This window comes from Streptomyces sp. SAS_272 (assembly GCF_052543235.1).
Map to the genome: position 1 here is coordinate 245,499 of NZ_JBMNDR010000002.1, position 17,025 is coordinate 262,523.

At 71.6% G+C, this 17,025-nt stretch carries 17 protein-coding genes; 8 read left to right on the top strand and 9 right to left on the bottom strand.

Annotated features, from left to right (window positions below; all coding sequences use genetic code 11):
- Positions 1-7: 7 nt before the first annotated feature.
- Both ACN6LD_RS02705 and ACN6LD_RS02710 read right to left on the bottom strand, forming a co-directional pair.
- Positions 8-1,423, bottom strand: a complete 1,416-nt coding sequence (locus ACN6LD_RS02705) for an ArsA family ATPase (RefSeq protein ID WP_445042399.1) — start codon at positions 1,421-1,423, stop codon at positions 8-10.
- Positions 1,420-2,397 (bottom strand): ArsA-related P-loop ATPase, encoded by a 978-nt coding sequence (locus tag ACN6LD_RS02710; RefSeq protein WP_057577838.1) that lies wholly within the window; start codon positions 2,395-2,397, stop codon positions 1,420-1,422. The genes ACN6LD_RS02705 and ACN6LD_RS02710 overlap by 4 nt, the downstream gene beginning before the upstream one ends.
- 120 nt (positions 2,398-2,517) lie before the next feature.
- On the opposite strand from ACN6LD_RS02710, the gene ACN6LD_RS02715 reads away from it, so the two are divergent.
- From ACN6LD_RS02715 to ACN6LD_RS02735, 5 genes are all read left to right on the top strand, one after another.
- Positions 2,518-2,676, top strand: a complete 159-nt coding sequence (locus ACN6LD_RS02715) for a DUF4177 domain-containing protein (RefSeq protein ID WP_020129281.1) — start codon at positions 2,518-2,520, stop codon at positions 2,674-2,676.
- A complete protein-coding gene (locus ACN6LD_RS02720) occupies positions 2,673-3,137 on the top strand; it encodes a RidA family protein (protein WP_319193782.1) in 465 nt (154 codons plus the stop codon). Before ACN6LD_RS02715 ends, ACN6LD_RS02720 begins: the two co-directional genes overlap by 4 nt.
- A gap of 103 nt (positions 3,138-3,240) precedes the next feature.
- The gene (locus ACN6LD_RS02725; protein WP_319193784.1) at positions 3,241-4,119 is read left to right on the top strand and encodes an NUDIX hydrolase; all 879 of its coding nucleotides are present in this window, start codon (positions 3,241-3,243) and stop codon (positions 4,117-4,119) included.
- Positions 4,116-4,511 (top strand): hypothetical protein, encoded by a 396-nt coding sequence (locus tag ACN6LD_RS02730; protein ID WP_445042400.1) that lies wholly within the window; start codon positions 4,116-4,118, stop codon positions 4,509-4,511. Before ACN6LD_RS02725 ends, ACN6LD_RS02730 begins: the two co-directional genes overlap by 4 nt.
- The gene (locus ACN6LD_RS02735; RefSeq protein WP_445042401.1) at positions 4,508-5,338 is read left to right on the top strand and encodes an MBL fold metallo-hydrolase; all 831 of its coding nucleotides are present in this window, start codon (positions 4,508-4,510) and stop codon (positions 5,336-5,338) included. Before ACN6LD_RS02730 ends, ACN6LD_RS02735 begins: the two co-directional genes overlap by 4 nt.
- A gap of 122 nt (positions 5,339-5,460) precedes the next feature.
- Here the strand turns inward: ACN6LD_RS02735 and ACN6LD_RS02740 are convergent, their stop codons facing one another.
- Complete coding sequence (locus tag ACN6LD_RS02740) at positions 5,461-6,279, bottom strand: nucleotidyltransferase domain-containing protein (protein WP_445042402.1); 819 nt, start codon at positions 6,277-6,279, stop codon at positions 5,461-5,463.
- Between the two features lie 286 nt (positions 6,280-6,565).
- A complete protein-coding gene (locus ACN6LD_RS02745; protein WP_020129286.1) occupies positions 6,566-7,240 on the bottom strand; it encodes a Crp/Fnr family transcriptional regulator in 675 nt (224 codons plus the stop codon).
- Between the two features lie 329 nt (positions 7,241-7,569).
- Between ACN6LD_RS02745 and nth the strand changes: the two genes are divergently transcribed.
- From nth to ACN6LD_RS02760, 3 genes are all read left to right on the top strand, one after another.
- Positions 7,570-8,652 carry an endonuclease III gene (gene nth, locus ACN6LD_RS02750; protein WP_415924937.1) on the top strand — a complete coding sequence of 361 codons (1,083 nt, stop codon included), beginning with the start codon at positions 7,570-7,572 and terminating at the stop codon, positions 8,650-8,652.
- A gap of 373 nt (positions 8,653-9,025) precedes the next feature.
- Entirely contained in the window at positions 9,026-9,721 is a 696-nt protein-coding gene (locus ACN6LD_RS02755) for an NUDIX hydrolase (RefSeq protein ID WP_319193788.1), read from the top strand.
- Between the two features lie 13 nt (positions 9,722-9,734).
- Complete coding sequence (locus tag ACN6LD_RS02760; protein ID WP_319193795.1) at positions 9,735-10,934, top strand: MarP family serine protease; 1,200 nt, start codon at positions 9,735-9,737, stop codon at positions 10,932-10,934.
- A 132-nt stretch (positions 10,935-11,066) separates the two neighbouring features.
- Here ACN6LD_RS02760 and ACN6LD_RS02765 read toward each other — a convergent pair whose 3' ends face one another.
- The 5 genes from ACN6LD_RS02765 to acs form a co-directional block, all read right to left on the bottom strand.
- Positions 11,067-11,249 carry a hypothetical protein gene (locus tag ACN6LD_RS02765; RefSeq protein WP_079041174.1) on the bottom strand — a complete coding sequence of 61 codons (183 nt, stop codon included), beginning with the start codon at positions 11,247-11,249 and terminating at the stop codon, positions 11,067-11,069.
- 150 nt (positions 11,250-11,399) lie between these two features.
- Positions 11,400-12,350 carry an alpha/beta fold hydrolase gene (locus ACN6LD_RS02770; protein ID WP_445042403.1) on the bottom strand — a complete coding sequence of 317 codons (951 nt, stop codon included), beginning with the start codon at positions 12,348-12,350 and terminating at the stop codon, positions 11,400-11,402.
- Entirely contained in the window at positions 12,347-12,835 is a 489-nt protein-coding gene (locus tag ACN6LD_RS02775) for a phage holin family protein (RefSeq protein WP_445042404.1), read from the bottom strand. Before ACN6LD_RS02775 ends, ACN6LD_RS02770 begins: the two co-directional genes overlap by 4 nt.
- A gap of 166 nt (positions 12,836-13,001) precedes the next feature.
- Positions 13,002-14,474: a Na+/H+ antiporter NhaA gene (gene nhaA / locus ACN6LD_RS02780; RefSeq protein ID WP_445042405.1), complete on the bottom strand. Its 1,473-nt coding sequence runs from the start codon at positions 14,472-14,474 to the stop codon at positions 13,002-13,004.
- A gap of 321 nt (positions 14,475-14,795) precedes the next feature.
- Positions 14,796-16,757: an acetate--CoA ligase gene (gene acs, locus ACN6LD_RS02785; protein ID WP_445042406.1), complete on the bottom strand. Its 1,962-nt coding sequence runs from the start codon at positions 16,755-16,757 to the stop codon at positions 14,796-14,798.
- Positions 16,758-17,025: the final 268 nt, after the last annotated feature.

Consider the following 17,025-nt stretch of genomic DNA (forward strand, 5'->3'; position numbering starts at 1 on the left):
CCTCGGCTCAGGATCCGGCGGTCTCGGGCAGCTCCGGCCGGTCGGCCGCGAGGCGCTGTCCGATGTCGCGCAGCCCCGTGAGGTCGTGCACGTCACCGGGGAGTGCGGCCACTTCGGCCACCGCCACCTCGGGGTGGAGCGCGGTGAAACGGTCGCGGGTGCGTTGCTCGCGGGAGAGCAGGTGCATGCGTTCCGCATGCAGTCTGAGCAGACCTGCGGTGAGGTCGTGCACGGTCCGGTCCGCGTCCGCGCCGTCGTGCGCGTCCGAGGTCGCTGTCCGGTCCGTCTCGGTGGCCCCGGGGTGGTCCGTGTGCGCGTCCGAGTCCGTGGTCCGGGTCGCGTCGGTGGGGGCGTCGCGCTCCGGATCAGGTGCTGAGGGTGCTGAACTGCCTTGGGAGTCGGGAGAGTTACGAACTCCAGCTTTCCCGCCGTCCTGATCCACAATGCCGGGCTCTTCAAGATTTTCCGCAGCGGCGAGCGCCCGCTCGGCGGACAGCTGAGCGGCACCGCTGCCGTGGACCCGGTTGAGGACCAGACCGGCCAGCGGCATGTCCTCGGCGGCCAGCCGTTCCACGAAGTACGCGGCCTCCCGCAGCGCGTCCCGCTCGGGAGCCGCCACCACCAGGAACGCCGTGCCGGGCGCCTGGAGCAGCTTGTACGTGGCGTCCGCGCGTGTACGGAAGCCGCCGAACATCGAGTCCATCGCCGCGACGAACGTCTGCACGTCCTTCAGCAGCTGCCCGCCGAGCAGCTTGCCCAGCGCGCCGGTCATCATCGACATCCCGACGTTCAGGAACTTCATCCCCGCCCGGCCGCCGACCTTCGCCGGCGCGAGCAGGACGCGGATCAGCTTGCCGTCCAGGAACGAGCCGAGGCGTTTCGGCGCGTCCAGAAAGTCCAGCGCCGAGCGGGACGGCGGGGTGTCGACGACGATCAGATCCCACTCGTCCCGGGCCCGGAGCTGGCCCAGCTTCTCCATCGCCATGTACTCCTGCGTGCCCGCGAAGCCCGCGGAGAGCGACTGGTAGAAGGGGTTGCCCAGAATCGCGGCGGCCCGGTCGCCGTCCGCGTGCGCCTCGACGATCTCGTCGAAGGTCCGCTTCATGTCGAGCATCATCGCGTGCAGTTCGCCGTCCCCCTCCACGCCCTTGACGCGGCGGGGGGTGTTGTCGAGCGAGTCGATGCCCATGGACTGGGCGAGCCGGCGAGCCGGGTCGATGGTGAGGACGACCACCTTGCGACCGCGCTCGGCCGCCCTGAGCCCCAGGGCGGCCGCAGTGGTCGTCTTGCCGACGCCGCCCGAGCCGCAGCAGACCACGATGCGCGTCGCCGGGTCGTCGAGCAGCGGATCGAGGTCGAGCACGGGCGCGGGGGTGAGACGGCGACGGGCGGCCCCCTGGTCGTGACTCCGGTCCGCGCTCATGCGATCCCCTGCTTCCGCAGTTCGTTGGCGAGCTGGTACAGGCCCGCGAGGTCCATGCCCTCGGCGAGCAAGGGCAGTTCGTGCAGCGGCAGATCCAGCTCGCCGAGGACCGCGCGCTGCTCGCGCTCCAGTGCGTACCGCTCGGCGTACTCCTCGGCCTGCCGCAGGAGCGGGTCCACCAGCCGCTCGGCGTGCCCGCCGCGCCGCGCCCCGCCGAGCCCGGCGGCGGACAACGACCGGGCGACTGAAGAACGCGTCACGGTCCGTGCGAGTTCCAGACCGTCCTCGTCCAGCATCTCCGGCCGCACCATGTTGACGATGACCCTCCCCACCGGCAGTTTCGCCGCCCGCAGCTCGGCGATGCCGTCCGCGGTCTCCTGGACGGGCATCTCCTCCAGCAGCGTGACCAGGTGCACGGCGGTCTGCTCCGACTTCAGCACCCTCATCACGGCCTGCGCCTGATTGTGTATCGGGCCGATCCTCGCCAGCCCGGCGACCTCGTCGTTGACGTTCAGGAAGCGGGTGACGCGGCCGGTGGGCGGGGCGTCCATGACGACGTGGTCGTACACGAACCGCCCGTTCTTGTCCTTGCGCCGTACCGCCTCGCACGCCTTGCCGGTGAGGAGCACGTCCCTCAGGCCCGGTGCGACGGTCGTGGCGAAGTCGATCGCGCCCAGCTTCTTCAGGGCCCGCCCGGCGCCTCCCAGCTTGTAGAACATCTGGAGATAGTCCAGAAGGGCCAGTTCGGGGTCTATGGCGAGGGCGTAGACCTCACCGCCCCCCGAAGCGACCGCGATCTTGCGTTCCTCATAGGGCAACGCCTGTGTCTCGAAGAGCTGTGCGATGCCCTGCCGGCCCTCCACCTCGACGAGAAGCGTCCGCTTCCCTGCCGTGGCGAGGGCCAGCGCGAGGGCCGCGGCGACCGTCGTCTTGCCGGTCCCGCCCTTGCCGCTGACGACCTGGAGCCTGCTCACGTCTTCGAGCGTAACCAGTCGGCGCCCGAGGCAATCGGGAGGCTGTGGACAACGGGGGCGGCAATCGGCCACATGGCCTGTGAAACCGGGGTCTGTGCGCCAGCGGATACAGTCGCCCTCATGACCAAGTGGGAATACGCAACTGTGCCGCTGCTCGTCCACGCCACGAAGCAGATTCTGGACACCTGGGGCGAGGACGGCTGGGAACTCGTCCAGGTCGTCCCCGGGCCGAACAACCCGGAGCAGCTCGTCGCCTACCTGAAGCGGGCGAAGGCGTGAGCGCGGTCGAGGAGAGGCTCGCCGAGCTCGGTCTGACGCTGCCGGCGGTCGTGCCGCCCCTCGCGGCCTACCAGCCCGCGGTGCAGTCCGGACCGTACGTGTACACCGCAGGCCAGCTGCCGATGGTCGACGGCAAGCTGCCCGTCACCGGCAAGGTCGGCGCCGAGGTCACCCCCGAGGAAGCCAAGGCGCTGGCCCGCACCTGCGCGCTGAACGCCCTGGCCGCCGTCAAGTCGGTCGCGGGCGACCTGGACCGCGTCGCGCGCGTGGTGAAGGTCGTCGGCTTCGTGGCCTCGGCCTCGGATTTCACCGGCCAGCCCGCCGTGCTCAACGGCGCGAGCGAGCTGCTGGGCGAGGTCTTCGGCGACAAGGGTGTGCACGCGCGCAGCGCGGTGGGCGTCGCGGTGCTGCCGCTGGACGCGCCGGTCGAGGTCGAGATCCAGGTGGAGCTCGCTCCTTAGGGCCTGGCCCGCCGTTCCCCAGCGTCGAACAGGCGTTCCGTCGGAGCGCGCTGACCTCGGGGAGCTCTCGAACATTCGCGCACCACGGGATAGCCTCGCGCCCATGGCGAATGGGCAGTGGTTTCCCCAGGACTGGCCGGAACGCATCCGTGCGCTGGCGGACGGCGACCTCACTCCGGTCGTCCCGAAGCGCGCGGCCACCGTCATGCTCCTGAAGGACACCGACGCCGGCCCTGTGGTGCACATGCTGCGCCGACGCGCCTCCATGGCCTTCGCCGGAGGCGCGTACGCCTATCCCGGCGGCGGTGTCGACCCTCGCGACGACGACCGGCACGTGCGGTGGGCGGGCCCCACGCGCGCGTGGTGGGCCGAGCGGCTGGGTGTCGACGAGACGGCCGCACAGGCGATCGTCTGCGCGGCCGTGCGCGAGACCTACGAGGAGGCCGGCGTCCTGCTCGCGGGGCCGACGCCCGACTCGGTCGTCGGTGACATCACGGGCGCCGACTGGGAGACGGACCGGGCCGCGGTGGCCGCCCGTGAGCTGTCCTTCGCCGAGTTCCTCGACCGCCGCGGCCTCGTCCTGCGGTCGGATCTGCTGGGCGCCTGGACGCGCTGGATCACCCCGGAGTTCGAGCCCCGCCGCTACGACACCTGGTTCTTCGTGGCCGCGCTGCCGGAGGGCCAGCGCACCCGCAACGCGTCCACGGAGGCCGACCGCACGGTGTGGATCCGCCCGGCGGACGCAGCGGCCTCGTACGACAAGGGTGAGCTGCTGATGATGCCGCCCACCATCGCGACCCTGCGCCGGCTCACCCCGTACGCCACGGCGGCGGAGGCGCTCGCCGCGGCCCCGGACCTCGACCTCACCCCCGTCCTGGCGCAGGCCCGGCTGGTGGAGGGCGAGGTCGTGCTCTCCTGGCCCGGGCACGACGAGTTCACCAAGCGGATCGGCGCCGAGGCCTCGGGGAGGGAGCCCGCATGACGGCCCTCACCCGCATGACGGCCCTCACCCGCATGACGACCCTCCGCACGGCCCCGCGCCCGGTCGTCCGCACGACGGACGTCTGCGCGGCGGACGTCCCCGCGACAGTCGTCCGCGCGACGGACGTCCCCGCGACAGTCGTCCGCGAGACGCGCGTCCTCATGTCGGGCACGCGCATGACAGGCGACCGCAGGATGGGTACCCGCATCATGGGCACCCTCATCAGAGGCGCCCGCATCGTCGGCGAGCGCACGGTGGGCACGCGCGTCACGGGCGCGCTCGCGTCGTCCGGCCCGCGTAGGACAAGCGCCCGTGGTCCGTACGGGGGCGTTCCGGTCGCGGACCGCCACCGCGGCGTTGCAACCGGCGCCAGGGAAGGGGTTCCGGCATGACCGACGCAGCCGCCCTCCCGGGCCAGCCCCGCGGTGGAGCCCTTTCGGGCCCGGCCACCGCGCGCGCGGTCAACATCCTCGCCCCGAACGCTTCCGCCATGACCCTGGACGGCACGAACACCTGGATCGTCTCCGAGCCCGACTCCGACCTGGCGGTCGTGATCGACCCGGGCCCGCTGGACGACGGCCATCTGCGCGCGGTCGTGGACACCGCCGAGCGGGCCGGCAAGCGTGTCGCGCTGACCCTGTTGACGCACGGCCACCCGGACCACGCCGAGGGCGCCGTCCGCTTCGCCGGGCTGACCGGCACGAAGGTGCGGGCCCTGGACCCGGCGCTGCGGCTGGGCGACGAGGGCCTGGGCGCCGGGGACGTGATCGCCGTGGGCGGCCTGGAGCTGCGGGTCGTCCCGACGCCCGGCCACACCGCCGACTCCCTGTGCTTCCATCTCCCGGCCGACCGGGCCGTCCTGACCGGCGACACGATCCTGGGCCGGGGAACGACCGTCGTGGCGCACCCCGACGGCCGCCTGGGCGACTATCTGGACTCGCTGCGGCGGCTGAGGTCCCTCACGGTCGACGACGGCGTCCACACGGTCCTTCCCGGCCACGGCCCGGTGCTGGAGGACGCCCAGGGCGCCGTCGAGTTCTACCTCGCCCACCGCGCCCACCGCCTCGCCCAGGTCGAGACCGCGGTCGAGAACGGCCGGCGCAACCCCACCGAGGTCGTGGCCCACGTGTACGCCGACGTCGACCGCTCGCTGTGGCCGGCGGCGGAACTGTCGGTGCGGGCCCAGATGGAGTACCTGACGGAGCACGGGCTCATCTGACCCACACCCGAAAGGAACGGGTCGGACCCCGCTCGCCCGGCCGGAGTCGGCCGGAGTCGGCCGGAGTCGGCCGGGTCGGCCGGGTCGGCTGGGTCTTCGGGGGGCTGCACGCCGCGCACGAGTCAGTCGGGTCTCGGGGCCTTCACGCCGTGCACGCGCGCGTACTCCCGCGCGAGCCAGGGGCCCAGGTCGTCGACGTAGCTCGAGAGGACCGCGCGGTCGCCCCGCGGCTCGTACCCGAGAACGGCCGCGGCCCGCAGCTGCTCCGCGCGCCGCGGGTAACAGGCGCCGAAGGCCTCCGCCATCTCGTGGAGGTCGCTCGTCCAGCCGTTCCAGCGGGGCATGACGAGGGTGAAGCCGGTTCGCACGAGACGCCGGGACATGAACCGCACGAGAGACCGCCGGGCCTCCTCGGAGTCGGCCGCGGCGATGCGCGCGCGCCAGCCGGGCAGGAGCTGGGCGAGGTCGCCGTTGGTCTCGCGCGCGAGGAGGGAGCCGGGGCGGTAGCGGGGGAGGTACTCGGCCAGGTCCTCGCCCAGCAGGGGAGTGCACAGGCAGGCCACGAACCACCCCAGGTCGTGCCTCTCCAGGTCGCTCAGCACGCGCGGGCGGTCGACCAGGAGCGTCCCGCAGCCGTCGATCTGCGGGAACCCGCTGTCGAGGGTCTCGTCGAGCGCATCGGCCGCTGCCCGGTCCCGGGCTGTCGGCTCCTCGCGCAGCACGACCAGCAGGTCGAGGTCGCTGCGCCCCACGCGCGCGGTGCCGCGCGGGATCGACCCGTAGAGGTACGCGCTGTGCAGCTGTGCCGCGAAGAGGTCGAGGAGCCCGTCCCGGGCGCTCGCGACGACGGGCCGGAAGGCCGTCGGCACGCGCGCGAGGGAGCCTTCGCGCGCGATGTACCCCTGGGCGTCGAGACCTCGGGAGGGAAGCGTTTCTGCCATGGGGCCACTGTGCAGTCCGCGGGGGCGCACAGCGGATCATTTTTTCGGGCGCGGGCGCGGGCGGAGGCCTGCAGACACGGGAGCGCAGACCGGGCGCCGACTCGGCGGCGGGGCGTGCGGCCGCGGGGGGAGAACCCGTGCCCCTGGAGCGGACGAGGCGGCAGGCGGCCGCTCAGAGGCGTCAGCAGGAGCCTGGGGGGCGCATGGCCCCCCAGGCACGGTCACGGCGACCCGACGGCGACCGGCGTCACCCCTCGGGCAGCGGCCGGCGGGCGACAGGCGGCGGCTAGCGCGAGCGCTTGGCCAGTCGCTCGACGTCGAGCAGGATGACGGCCCGTGCCTCCAGGCGCAGCCAGCCGCGCTGGGCGAAATCCGCCAATGCCTTGTTCACGGTCTCCCGCGAGGCGCCGACGAGCTGCGCCAGCTCCTCCTGCGTGAGGTCGTGGACGACGTGGATGCCTTCCTCGGACTGCACGCCGAAGCGGCGCGAGAGGTCCAGAAGGGCGCGGGCCACTCGGCCGGGAACGTCCGAGAACACCAGGTCGGACATGGCGTCATTGGTCTTGCGCAGGCGCCGGGCGACGGCGCGCAGCAGTGCGGTGGCCACTTCCGGGCGGGCGTTCAGCCAGGGCTGGAGGTCGCCGTGGCCGAGGCCGAGCAGCTTCACCTCGGTGAGGGCGGTGGCCGTCGCCGTCCGCGGACCCGGGTCGAAGAGCGACAGCTCTCCGATGAGCTCGCTGGGACCCACCACGGCCAGCATGTTCTCCCGGCCGTCCGGGGAGGTGCGGTGGAGCTTGACCTTGCCCTCGGTGACGACATAGAGCCGGTCGCCCGGATCGCCCTCGTGGAACAGGGAGTCGCCGCGGGCCAGGGTCACCTCGCTCATGGAGGCGCGCAGTTCCGCGGCCTGCTCGTCGTCGAGTGCCGCGAAGAGCGGGTTGCGCCGCAGAACGTCGTCCACGAGTTCTCTCCTTGTCGACCAGCTCGGGGGATCTTGCTCCCCCGAGTACCAGGGGACCGTGTTCCCCACTCTGCCGGAAGGTCCAAACAGTGTGATCTGTCACAAGGATGCCGCACACATGTCCTGAGGTAAGCGGCAGGGGTCCAATTGGGGGCTGATCTTCAGGGTCCGGGGCGGATGTCGGTCTCGGGCTTTAGGCTGGCCGAGTGTCCAAAACGCCGGTGAGAGCACAGGCCTAGGGGGCTGGGCGGGTGGTTGTACGTCGCGTTTCCGCTGTGGGCGAACAGAACTCTGGTGGTGGTAGGAAAACGGCAAAGGTGGCAAACGAGATGCCTGGTGAGAAAGCCGTGGAAACGACCGGCGGGGCAGCCGGCGAAAAGGCTCTCCGGGAACAAGGCGGCGGCAGGAAGGCCGCAGACGGGTCCGCTCCGGCGAAGAAGGCGGCGGCACGGAAACCGCCGGTGAAGAAGTCCCCGGCCGGGGGAACCGCCGCCGGTGAGGCTCCGGCCAGGGCATCTTCGGCCAAGAAACCACCGGCCAAGAAACCTCCGGCCAAGAAAGCTCCGGCCAGGAAAGCTCCGGCCAAGCGGGGCGCCGGCGAGAAGGTCGCTGTCGCGGCGAAGGCCGTCGGCAGGAAGCCCGAGTCCCGCACCGCCCTCGTCCGCCGCGCCCGCCGTATCGACCGCGAGCTCGCGGAGATCTACCCCTACGCGCATCCCGAGCTGGATTTCGTCGATCCGTTCCAGCTGATCGTCGCCACGGTCCTGTCCGCACAGACCACCGACCTCCGGGTGAACCAGACGACTCCCGCCCTCTTCGCCAAGTACCCCACCCCGGAGGACCTGGCCGCCGCCGACCCGGAGGAGGTGGAGGAGATCCTCCGCCCCACCGGATTCTTCCGGGCCAAGACCAAGTCGGTGATAGGCCTCTCCAAGGCCCTGGTGGAGGAGTTCGGCGGCGAGGTCCCCGGCCGGCTCGAGGACCTGGTGAAGCTGCCCGGCGTCGGCCGCAAGACCGCCTTCGTGGTGCTGGGCAACGCGTTCGGCAGGCCCGGGATCACCGTCGACACGCACTTCCAACGGCTCGTACGGCGCTGGCAGTGGACCGAGCAGACGGAGCCGGACAAGATCGAGGCCGAGATAGCGGCGCTCTTCCCCAAGAGCGACTGGACGATGCTCTCGCATCACGTGATCTTCCACGGCCGCCGCATCTGCCACGCCCGCAAGCCCGCCTGCGGCGCCTGCCCGCTCGCCCCTCTGTGCCCGGCGTACGGAGAGGGGGAGACGGACCCGGAGAAGGCGCAGAAGCTCCTGAAGTACGAGAAGGGCGGCTTCCCCGGCCAGCGTCTGAACCCGCCCCAGTCCTACCTGGACGCGGGCGGCAGGCCCGCCCCGCCGCTGGGGGCCGGATGACGCGAGGGCTGACGGCCGCGGGGCCCGGCGCGGCGGGGCAGGCGGGTTCGAAACGGCGGGGCGTAGTCGCGGCGGCCGGGGCAGGGCCCGAGCGGCGATCCATCGGTGTGGTGGCCGAGCCGGGTCCTGAACGGCGCTCTCCTGCCGTGGCGGTCGTGGCAGGTCCCGGACGGCGCTCTGCGGTCGTGGCAGGTGCTGGGCGGCGCTCTGCGGTCGTGACGGTCTTGGCAGGTGCCCGGCGGCGCTCTGCTGCCGTGACGGTCGAGGCGAGCGCCGGGCGGCGTGCTGCCGCCGTGGCGATCGAAAAGGGACCCGCGGAACGATCTGCCGCCGTCCGGGCGTTGGACTCGGCAGAACGGGGGGTGGTGTGGCGATGACGCGAGCGAGCGATACCCAGGGCGGTTCGGTGACGGTCAGCAAGGAGGGCCTGCCCGCCTGGCTCGATCCGGTGGTGCATGCTGTGGAGACCGTCCAGCCGCGCCAGCTCAGCCGCTTCCTCCCCCCGGCGAACGGCGCGGGGCGCCAGTCGGCCGTCCTGATCCTGTTCGGCGAGGGCGACCGTGGCCCCGAGCTGCTGCTCATGGAGCGTGCGAGCTCCCTGCGCTCGCACGCGGGCCAGCCCTCCTTCCCCGGCGGCGCCCTCGACCCGGAGGACGGCGACCCGCACGGCGACGGCCCGCTCAGAGCCGCCCTGCGCGAGGCCGAGGAGGAGACGGGGCTCGATCCGTCCGGCGTCCAGCTCTTCGGCGCGCTGCCCAAGCTGTACATCCCGGTCAGCGGCTTCGTCGTCACCCCGGTGCTGGGCTGGTGGCGCGAGCCGAGCCCAGTGGGCGTGGTGGACCCCGGCGAGACGGCCCGGGTCTTCACGGTCCCCGTGGCGGATCTCACGAATCCGGGCAACCGGGCCACGACCGTGCATCCGAGCGGTCACCACGGCCCGGGATTCCTGGTCGAATCCGCCCTTGTGTGGGGGTTCACGGCCGGTGTCATCGACCGGTTGCTGCACTTCGCGGGCTGGGAGCTGCCCTGGGACCGTGAGAAGCAGGTCCCGCTGGACTGGCGGTCATGACAGGGTGAGCCCCGTGAATGTGCTGGACATCCTGTTGCTGGTCGCCGCCCTCTGGTTCGCGGTAGTGGGCTACCGCCAGGGCTTCGTCGTCGGCATCCTGTCGGTGATCGGCTTTCTGGGCGGCGGCCTCGTCGCCGTCTACCTGCTGCCCGTGATCTGGGACGCGCTGACCGAGAAGTCCGAGGTGAGCACCACGGCCGCCGTCGTGGCGGTCATCGTGGTGATCGTCTGCGCCTCGATCGGCCAGGCGCTCACCACCCATCTCGGCAACAAGCTGCGCCGGTACATCACCTGGTCCCCGGCCCGTGCGCTGGACGCGACGGGCGGCGCGCTGGTCAACGTCGTGGCGATGCTGCTGGTGGCCTGGCTGATCGGCTCCGCCCTGGCCGGCACCACCCTGCCGACCCTCGGCAAGGAGGTCCGCAGCTCCAACGTGCTGCAAGGAGTGTCACGGGCGCTGCCCGCGCAGGCCGACACCTGGTTCGCCGACTTCTCCTCCGTCCTCGCGCAGAACGGCTTCCCGCAGGTCTTCAGCCCGTTCTCCAACGAGCCGATCACCGACGTCCGGCCGCCCGACCCGGCGCTGGCGAACAGTGCGGTGGCCAAGCGCGCCCAGCGCTCCATCGTCAAGGTCATGGGCACCGCGGAGAGCTGCGGCAAGGTCCTGGAGGGCACCGGGTTCGTCTTCGGCGAGCGCAGGGTCATGACCAACGCGCACGTCGTCGGCGGGGTCGACGAGCCCACCGTCCAGATAGGCGGTGAGGGACGCAAGTACGACGCCACGGTCGTGCTGTACGACTGGAAGCGCGACATCGCGGTCCTGGACGTGCCGGATCTCGACGCGCCGGCCCTGCGGTTCGCCACCGAGGACGCGGCGAGCGGCGACAGCGCGATCGTCGCGGGCTTCCCGGAGAACGGGTCGTACGACGTGCGGGCCGCGCGGGTACGCGGGCGCATCACCGCCAACGGCCCCGACATCTACCACCGCGGCACCGTGCGCCGTGACGTGTACTCGCTGTTCACGATCGTCCGCCAGGGCAACTCCGGAGGCCCGCTCCTCACCCCCGACGGCAAGGTGTACGGCGTGGTCTTCGCGAAGTCCCTGGACGACGCCGACACCGGCTACGCCCTCACTGCGGACGAGATCCAGCAGGACATTTCCACGGGACGCACCGCGGGCCAGCAGGTGGACAGCGACAGCTGCGCTCTCTGACCGCTCTGTCCGCGCTCGCCGCACCCTCCGCGCTCGCCGCGCTCGTCTCCGCGCCCTACGAGGTGCGTACGAGGTTGCGGTCGCGGTACGGGGGCTTCGGCCGCGTTCGCCCAGGACTGCCCGCGGTCTGTGTCAGCCTCGAGGGTGGCGCAGGCGGACCGAGACCCAGCGGGCCCGGCGGCGCAGGATGCGCGGAATGCCCACCCGGAGATCGGAGTCCGGAAGTTGCGGGTCCGCGCCTCGTCGGTGGGGGCTCAGGCCACTGGCCGAGCGGCGGTTGCGTCCTGCGTCACTGTAGTCGTGCGTCCAGCCCATACCCGGACGTCTGCCCCTGCCCCAAGGTCGATAACCGCCCCGGGAGCCGCCAATTGGCCTATGCGTCAGGCATTTGGCCGATCGTCGTACAGGTGTGCCGAGCCGGTCGTCCGGGCCCGGCTGAACGGTGTACCGATCGCGATCGAACGGTCACCGGTCGGGTTCGGGATCCTTCAGCCAACTGATCAGTTCGGTGGAGAAAGCGACCGGATCCTCTTCGTGCGGAAAGTGCCCGAGTCCGTCGAACAGCCTCCAGCGGTACGGCGCTTCGACGTACTCGCCGGACCCGGCCGCACTGCGGGTGCGCATCACCGGATCGAGGGAGCCGTGCAGATGCAGCGTGGGCACCCGCACCGGCCGCTTCATACGCCGGTAGAACTGGACGCCGTCCGGACGCGCCAGCGAGCGCACCAGCCACCGGTAGGGCTCGACGGCGCAGTGCGCGGTGGACGGGATGCACATCGCGCGCCGGTACGTCTCCACCGCGTCGTCCTCCGGCAGCCGCGGCCCGGACCAGTCCCGCATCAGCCGTCCCACCAGCTCGCCGTCGTCGGCGGTGAGCTGCCGCTCGGGGATCCACGGCCGCTGGAAGCCCCAGATGTGGGAACTCGCGGCGGTCTGCCGGACGTCGGCCAGCATCGCCGAGCGCCAGCGCCGGGGATGCGGCATCGACGCGACGACCAGCCGCCGCACGAGCTTGGGGCGCATCACGGCCGCCGTCCACGCCAGGTAGCCGCCGAGGTCGTGGCCGACCAGCGCGGCGTCCGGCTCGCCCAGGGAGCGGATCACACCGGTGATGTCGAGGGCGAGGTTGGCCGGGTCGTAGCCGCGGGGCGTGCGGTCGCTGCCGCCCACGCCCCGCAGATCCATGGCCACGGCGCGGAAACCGGCGTCGGCCAGCGCGACCAGCTGGTGCCGCCACGTCCACCAGAACTGCGGGAAACCGTGGACGAGCATGACGAGCGGACCGTCGCCCGCCTCCGCGATGTGGAACCGCGCGCCGTTCGCGGCGACCTCGCGGTGGGTGACCGGCATGCCGAAGACCGCGTCCGGCCGTACGAGCGAGGCGGGCGGCGGTGAGGGAAGCGCGGGGTCCGTCATGACGACGAGCGTGCCACAGCCTCGAGGGCCTCCGGCGCCCGCTCCTCGGGCAGCTCGGGCCGCGGGTGCGGCTTGGCGTTCTGCAGGACGCCCGCCGTCTCCTTCATGGACGCGGCCACCTTCTGTGGTCCCTTGCCCTTCTGCGCCTTCTTCGCGAAGACCACGCCGATCAGCATCAGGACGCCCGCCAGCAGCACGTTCGCCGCGAAGGACAGCAGGAAGCAGATCGCGAGGTTCCAGTCGCTCCAGGTCCGGATGCCGTACGCCAGGGCGAAGTTCAGCATCGGCAGGGAGAACACCAGGACCGCCCCGGCCACCGAGAACGCCCCGCCGCTCAGGGCGCCGCGCTTGACGTCCTGCTTCAACTGCGCCTTCGCCAGCGCGATCTCGTCGTGCACCAGCGCCGACAATTCGGTCGTCGCCGAGGCGAACAGCTGGCCGATGCTGCGTTCGGCGCCGACCGGGCTGCCGTCGGGTGCGCTCATCGCGTTCTCCCTCTCCTGCTGCTGCTCTGTGTTTCCGGGGCCGAGGACCGGGGTGCCGGGTGCGACTCCGGCTTCTGTCCGGCTTCGATCCCGATCCCGGTTCCGGGTTCGGTTCCGGCTTCGTTCCCGGTTTCGGTTCCGGGTTCTTTTGTACCGTCCCGTCAGATCATGCCGGACGGTCGCCGTCCTCGCCTGCCCCGCCCGGCACTTCGGCAAGCCCGTGGCGCGCGTCGGCGTCCTCCTGGGCGATCCGCCGGCCGATCTCCTCGGCCGTCCGGCGGTGTTCGGCGGCCTTGCGGTCGTGGATCTCCGCCATCCGCAGGTGGTACGCCGGGTCGTCCTCCTCGTACACGTCGGGGATGCCGTCGAGGTCCTCGTCGCGCTCCTCCGTCTCGCACATCCGGCGGTACCGGGCGTTGCGCAGCTTCAGCAGCACCGTCGCCAGGGTCGCCGCGATCAGCGAGCCCAGCAGGACGGCGGCCTTCACCTCGTCGGTCAGTGCCGCGTCGCCGTCGAAGGCCAGCTCCCCGATCAGCAGCGAGACGGTGAAACCGATGCCGGCGAGGGACGCGACGGCGAAGACGTCCGCCCAGGCCAGGTCCTCGCTGAGCGAGGCCCGGGTGTAACGGACGGTCAGCCAGGTCCCGCCGAAGATGCCGAGCGTCTTGCCGACCACGAGACCGAGCACGACGCCCAGTGTCTCCGGCCGGCCGAACACGTCCGCGAGGGCGTGGCCCGAGAGGGTGACCCCGGCGCTGAACAGGGCGAACAGCGGGACCGCGACTCCGGCCGAGAGGGGCCGCACCAGGTGCTCGATCCGTTCGCCGGGGGAGCGCTCCTCGCCGTCGCGCGTCGTGCAGCGCAGCATCAGCCCCATGGCGACGCCGGCGATCGTGGCATGGACGCCGCTGTTGTACATCAGCGCCCACACGATCAGCGCGAGCGGCAGATACACGTACCAGCCGCGTACGCCCGAGCGCAGCAGCAGCCAGAAGACGACGAGCCCCGCGGCCGCGCCGCCGAGCGCGGCCAGGTTGATGGTGCTCGTGAAGAAGACCGCGATGATCAGAATCGCGAAGAGGTCGTCGACGACGGCGAGGGTGAGCAGGAAGGCGCGCAGCGCGCTCGGCAGGGAGGTGCCGATGACGGCGAGCACGGCGAGCGCGAACGCGATGTCGGTGGCCGTGGGCACGGCCCACCCGCTCAGATCGCCGCCGCCCGTGAGGTTCGTGAGCGTGTAGACGAGCGCCGGCACGGCCATGCCGCTCAGGGCGGCCGCGACCGGGAGCGCGGCGGCCCTCGGGTCCTTGAGGTCACCGGCGACGAGTTCGCGTTTGAGTTCGATGCCGGCGACGAAGAAGAAGACGGCGAGGAGACCGTCGGCCGCCCAGTGCTCCACGGAGAGGTTGAGTCCGAGGGCCTCAGGACCCAGGTGGAAGTGGCTCACGCTCTCGTAGGCGTCGTGCAGCGCGGGTACGTTCGCCCAGATCAGCGCGGCCACGGCCGCCACGAGCAGCAGCACCCCGCCGACGGTCTCGGTGCGCAGGGCGTCCGCGACGAAGTTCCGTTCGGGGAGGGAGAGCCGTCCGAACACCTTGCGGGGAGCGGGGGAGGGGGTCGTGGGGCGGGGCGCGTTCACGGGGAGACCTCCGGTCGGTGGGCAGGGCTGACCACGTGCCGACCAGACTTCCCGGCGCACCTGAGGTTCACGTTCCTTCCTGAGCCTACCCATGGCGCGGCGGGACGCATCAGGAGCCTGCGGTCATGTGGAGGGCACGGGTCACCCTCGGGTGCGGCTCGTGGGCAGGGCACGGGTCTCCCTCGGCCGCGGCTCGTGGGCAGGGGACGGGTCTTTCTCGGGTGCGGACGCGCGGGCGCGCAAGGGGCCGCCCGGCGCAGCGCGCGCCGGACGGCCCTGGCGGAGAGCGGTCCGCGGGGCCCCGGAGAGGCCTTCCGGGGCTCAGTCCTCGCTGGGTGCGGCGGGGAGCTTGGCCTGGATGAGGTCCATGACCGTGGAGTCGGTCAGCGTGGTGACGTCACCCAGCTGTCGGTTCTCCGCGACGTCCCGCAGCAGCCGGCGCATGATCTTGCCGGAGCGGGTCTTCGGCAGCTCCGCGACCGGCAGGACGCGCTTCGGCTTGGCGATCGGGCCGAGCGTGGCGCCGACGTGGTTGCGCAGGTCGACGACGAGCTGCTCGTCCTCCGCGTTCGCCGTGCCGCGCAGGATGACGAAGGCGACGATGGCCTGTCCGGTCGTCTCGTCCGCGGCGCCCACGACGGCTGCCTCGGCGACGGACGGGTGGGACACCAGCGCGGACTCCACCTCGGTGGTGGAGATGTTGTGACCCGACACCAGCATCACGTCGTCGACGCGACCGAGGAGCCAGACGTCCCCGTCGTCGTCCTTCTTCGCCCCGTCGCCCGCGAAGTACCTGCCCTCGAAGCGGGACCAGTACGTGTCGAGGAACCGCTGGTCGTCGCCCCAGATGGTGCGCAGCATCGACGGCCACGGCTCGGTCAGGACCAGATAGCCGCCGCCCCCGTTCGGCACCTCGTTGGCCTCGTCGTCGACGACGGTCGCGGAGATGCCCGGCAGCGGCGTCTGCGCCGACCCCGGCTTGGTCGCCGTCACGCCCGGCAGCGGCGAGATCATCATCGCGCCGGTCTCGGTCTGCCACCAGGTGTCCACGACGGGCGTGCGGTCGCCCCCGATGTGCTTGCGGTACCAGATCCACGCCTCGGGGTTGATCGGCTCCCCGACCGAGCCCAGCACGCGCAGGCTGCTGAGGTCGAATTTCGCGGGGATGTCGTCGCCCCACTTCATGAACGTGCGGATGGCGGTCGGCGCCGTGTACAGGATCGTGACCCCGTACTTCTGCACGATCTCCCAGAAGCGTCCCTGGTGAGGGGTGTCGGGCGTGCCCTCGTACATGACCTGTGTCGCGCCGTTGGCCAGCGGCCCGTACACGATGTACGAGTGGCCGGTCACCCAGCCGACGTCGGCGGTGCACCAGTACACGTCGGTCTCGGGCTTGAGGTCGAAGACCGCGTGGTGGGTGTACGCGGTCTGCGTGAGGTAGCCGCCGGAGGTGTGCAGGATGCCCTTCGGCTTACCCGTGGTGCCGGAGGTGTAGAGGATGAAGAGCGGGTGCTCGGCCTCGAACGCCTCGGGCGTGTGCTCGGCCGGTTGCCGGTCGACGGCCTCGTGCCACCACAGGTCCCGGCCCTCGGTCCAGGCCACGTCCTGGCCGGTGCGCCGCACCACGAGGACGTGCTCGACGCTGTCCACGCGCGCGACCGCGTCGTCGACGGCCGGCTTCAGCGCGGACGGCTTGCCGCGCCGGTAACCGCCGTCGGACGTGATGACGACCTTGGCGTCCGCGTCCTGGATCCGGGTGGCCAGCGCGTCCGCAGAGAAGCCGCCGAAGACGACGGAGTGCGCTGCGCCGATCCGGGCGCAGGCGAGCATCGCGATCGCCGTCTCGGGGATCATCGGCATGTACACCGCGACCCGGTCGCCCTTGCGAACTCCCAGCTCCAGCAGGGCGTTGGCGGCCTTGGACACCTCGTCCTTCAGCTCGGCGTAGGTGACAGCTCGGCTGTCGCCCGGCTCACCCTCGAAGTGGATGGCGACCCGGTCTCCGTTGCCGGCCTCCACGTGCCGGTCGACGCAGTTGTAGGCGACGTTGAGCGCGCCGTCCTTGAACCACTTGGCGAACGGCGGGTTGGACCAGTCCAGGGTCTCGGTCGGCTCCTTGGCCCAGGTGAGCCGACGTGCCTGCTCGGCCCAGAAGCCGAGCCTGTCAGCCTTGGCCTGCTCGTACGCCTCCGCCGTGACGTTGGCGTGGGCCGCCAGCTCGGCGGGCGGCGTGAACCTGCGCTCTTCCTTGAGCAGGTTGGAAAGTGAAGGAGACTCGGTCATACGCCACTCTCCTCCCCCAGCAGGTTGGCCAGGCTTTCGTTGTTCACGACATCTCCCTCTCGAAGGGTGTCCGTGTCCGTTGTGTCCCAGGCCACAGCTCATCAGACCCGAGGGGCCGGTGACAAGGGCCGACGAAAAATTGGTTTAGACCTGTCGGGGACCGGATGAAGCGTCCCGGGTCGAGGGCGGGGGCCGGGACGGGGGTCGGAATCGGGGGCTCGCCGGGCGGACGCGAGGTGCTCGCCCCCGCCACGGTGAGCCAGGGGTC

Excerpts from the sequence above, each read along its gene's own strand:
- ACN6LD_RS02705 (WP_445042399.1), bottom strand. The coding sequence starts at position 1,423 with ATGAGCGCGGACCGGAGTCACGACCAGGGGGCCGCCCGTCGCCGTCTC.
- ACN6LD_RS02715 (WP_020129281.1), top strand. The coding sequence starts at position 2,518 with ATGACCAAGTGGGAATACGCAACTGTGCCGCTGCTCGTCCACGCCACG.
- ACN6LD_RS02725 (WP_319193784.1), top strand. The coding sequence starts at position 3,241 with ATGGCGAATGGGCAGTGGTTTCCCCAGGACTGGCCGGAACGCATCCGT.
- ACN6LD_RS02730 (WP_445042400.1), top strand. The coding sequence starts at position 4,116 with ATGACGGCCCTCACCCGCATGACGGCCCTCACCCGCATGACGACCCTC.
- ACN6LD_RS02735 (WP_445042401.1), top strand. The coding sequence starts at position 4,508 with ATGACCGACGCAGCCGCCCTCCCGGGCCAGCCCCGCGGTGGAGCCCTT.
- ACN6LD_RS02740 (WP_445042402.1), bottom strand. The coding sequence starts at position 6,279 with ATGGCAGAAACGCTTCCCTCCCGAGGTCTCGACGCCCAGGGGTACATC.
- nth (WP_415924937.1), top strand. The coding sequence starts at position 7,570 with ATGCCTGGTGAGAAAGCCGTGGAAACGACCGGCGGGGCAGCCGGCGAA.
- ACN6LD_RS02755 (WP_319193788.1), top strand. The coding sequence starts at position 9,026 with ATGACGCGAGCGAGCGATACCCAGGGCGGTTCGGTGACGGTCAGCAAG.
- ACN6LD_RS02765 (WP_079041174.1), bottom strand. The coding sequence starts at position 11,249 with ATGGGCTGGACGCACGACTACAGTGACGCAGGACGCAACCGCCGCTCG.
- ACN6LD_RS02770 (WP_445042403.1), bottom strand. The coding sequence starts at position 12,350 with ATGACGGACCCCGCGCTTCCCTCACCGCCGCCCGCCTCGCTCGTACGG.
- ACN6LD_RS02775 (WP_445042404.1), bottom strand. The coding sequence starts at position 12,835 with ATGAGCGCACCCGACGGCAGCCCGGTCGGCGCCGAACGCAGCATCGGC.
- acs (WP_445042406.1), bottom strand. The coding sequence starts at position 16,757 with ATGACCGAGTCTCCTTCACTTTCCAACCTGCTCAAGGAAGAGCGCAGG.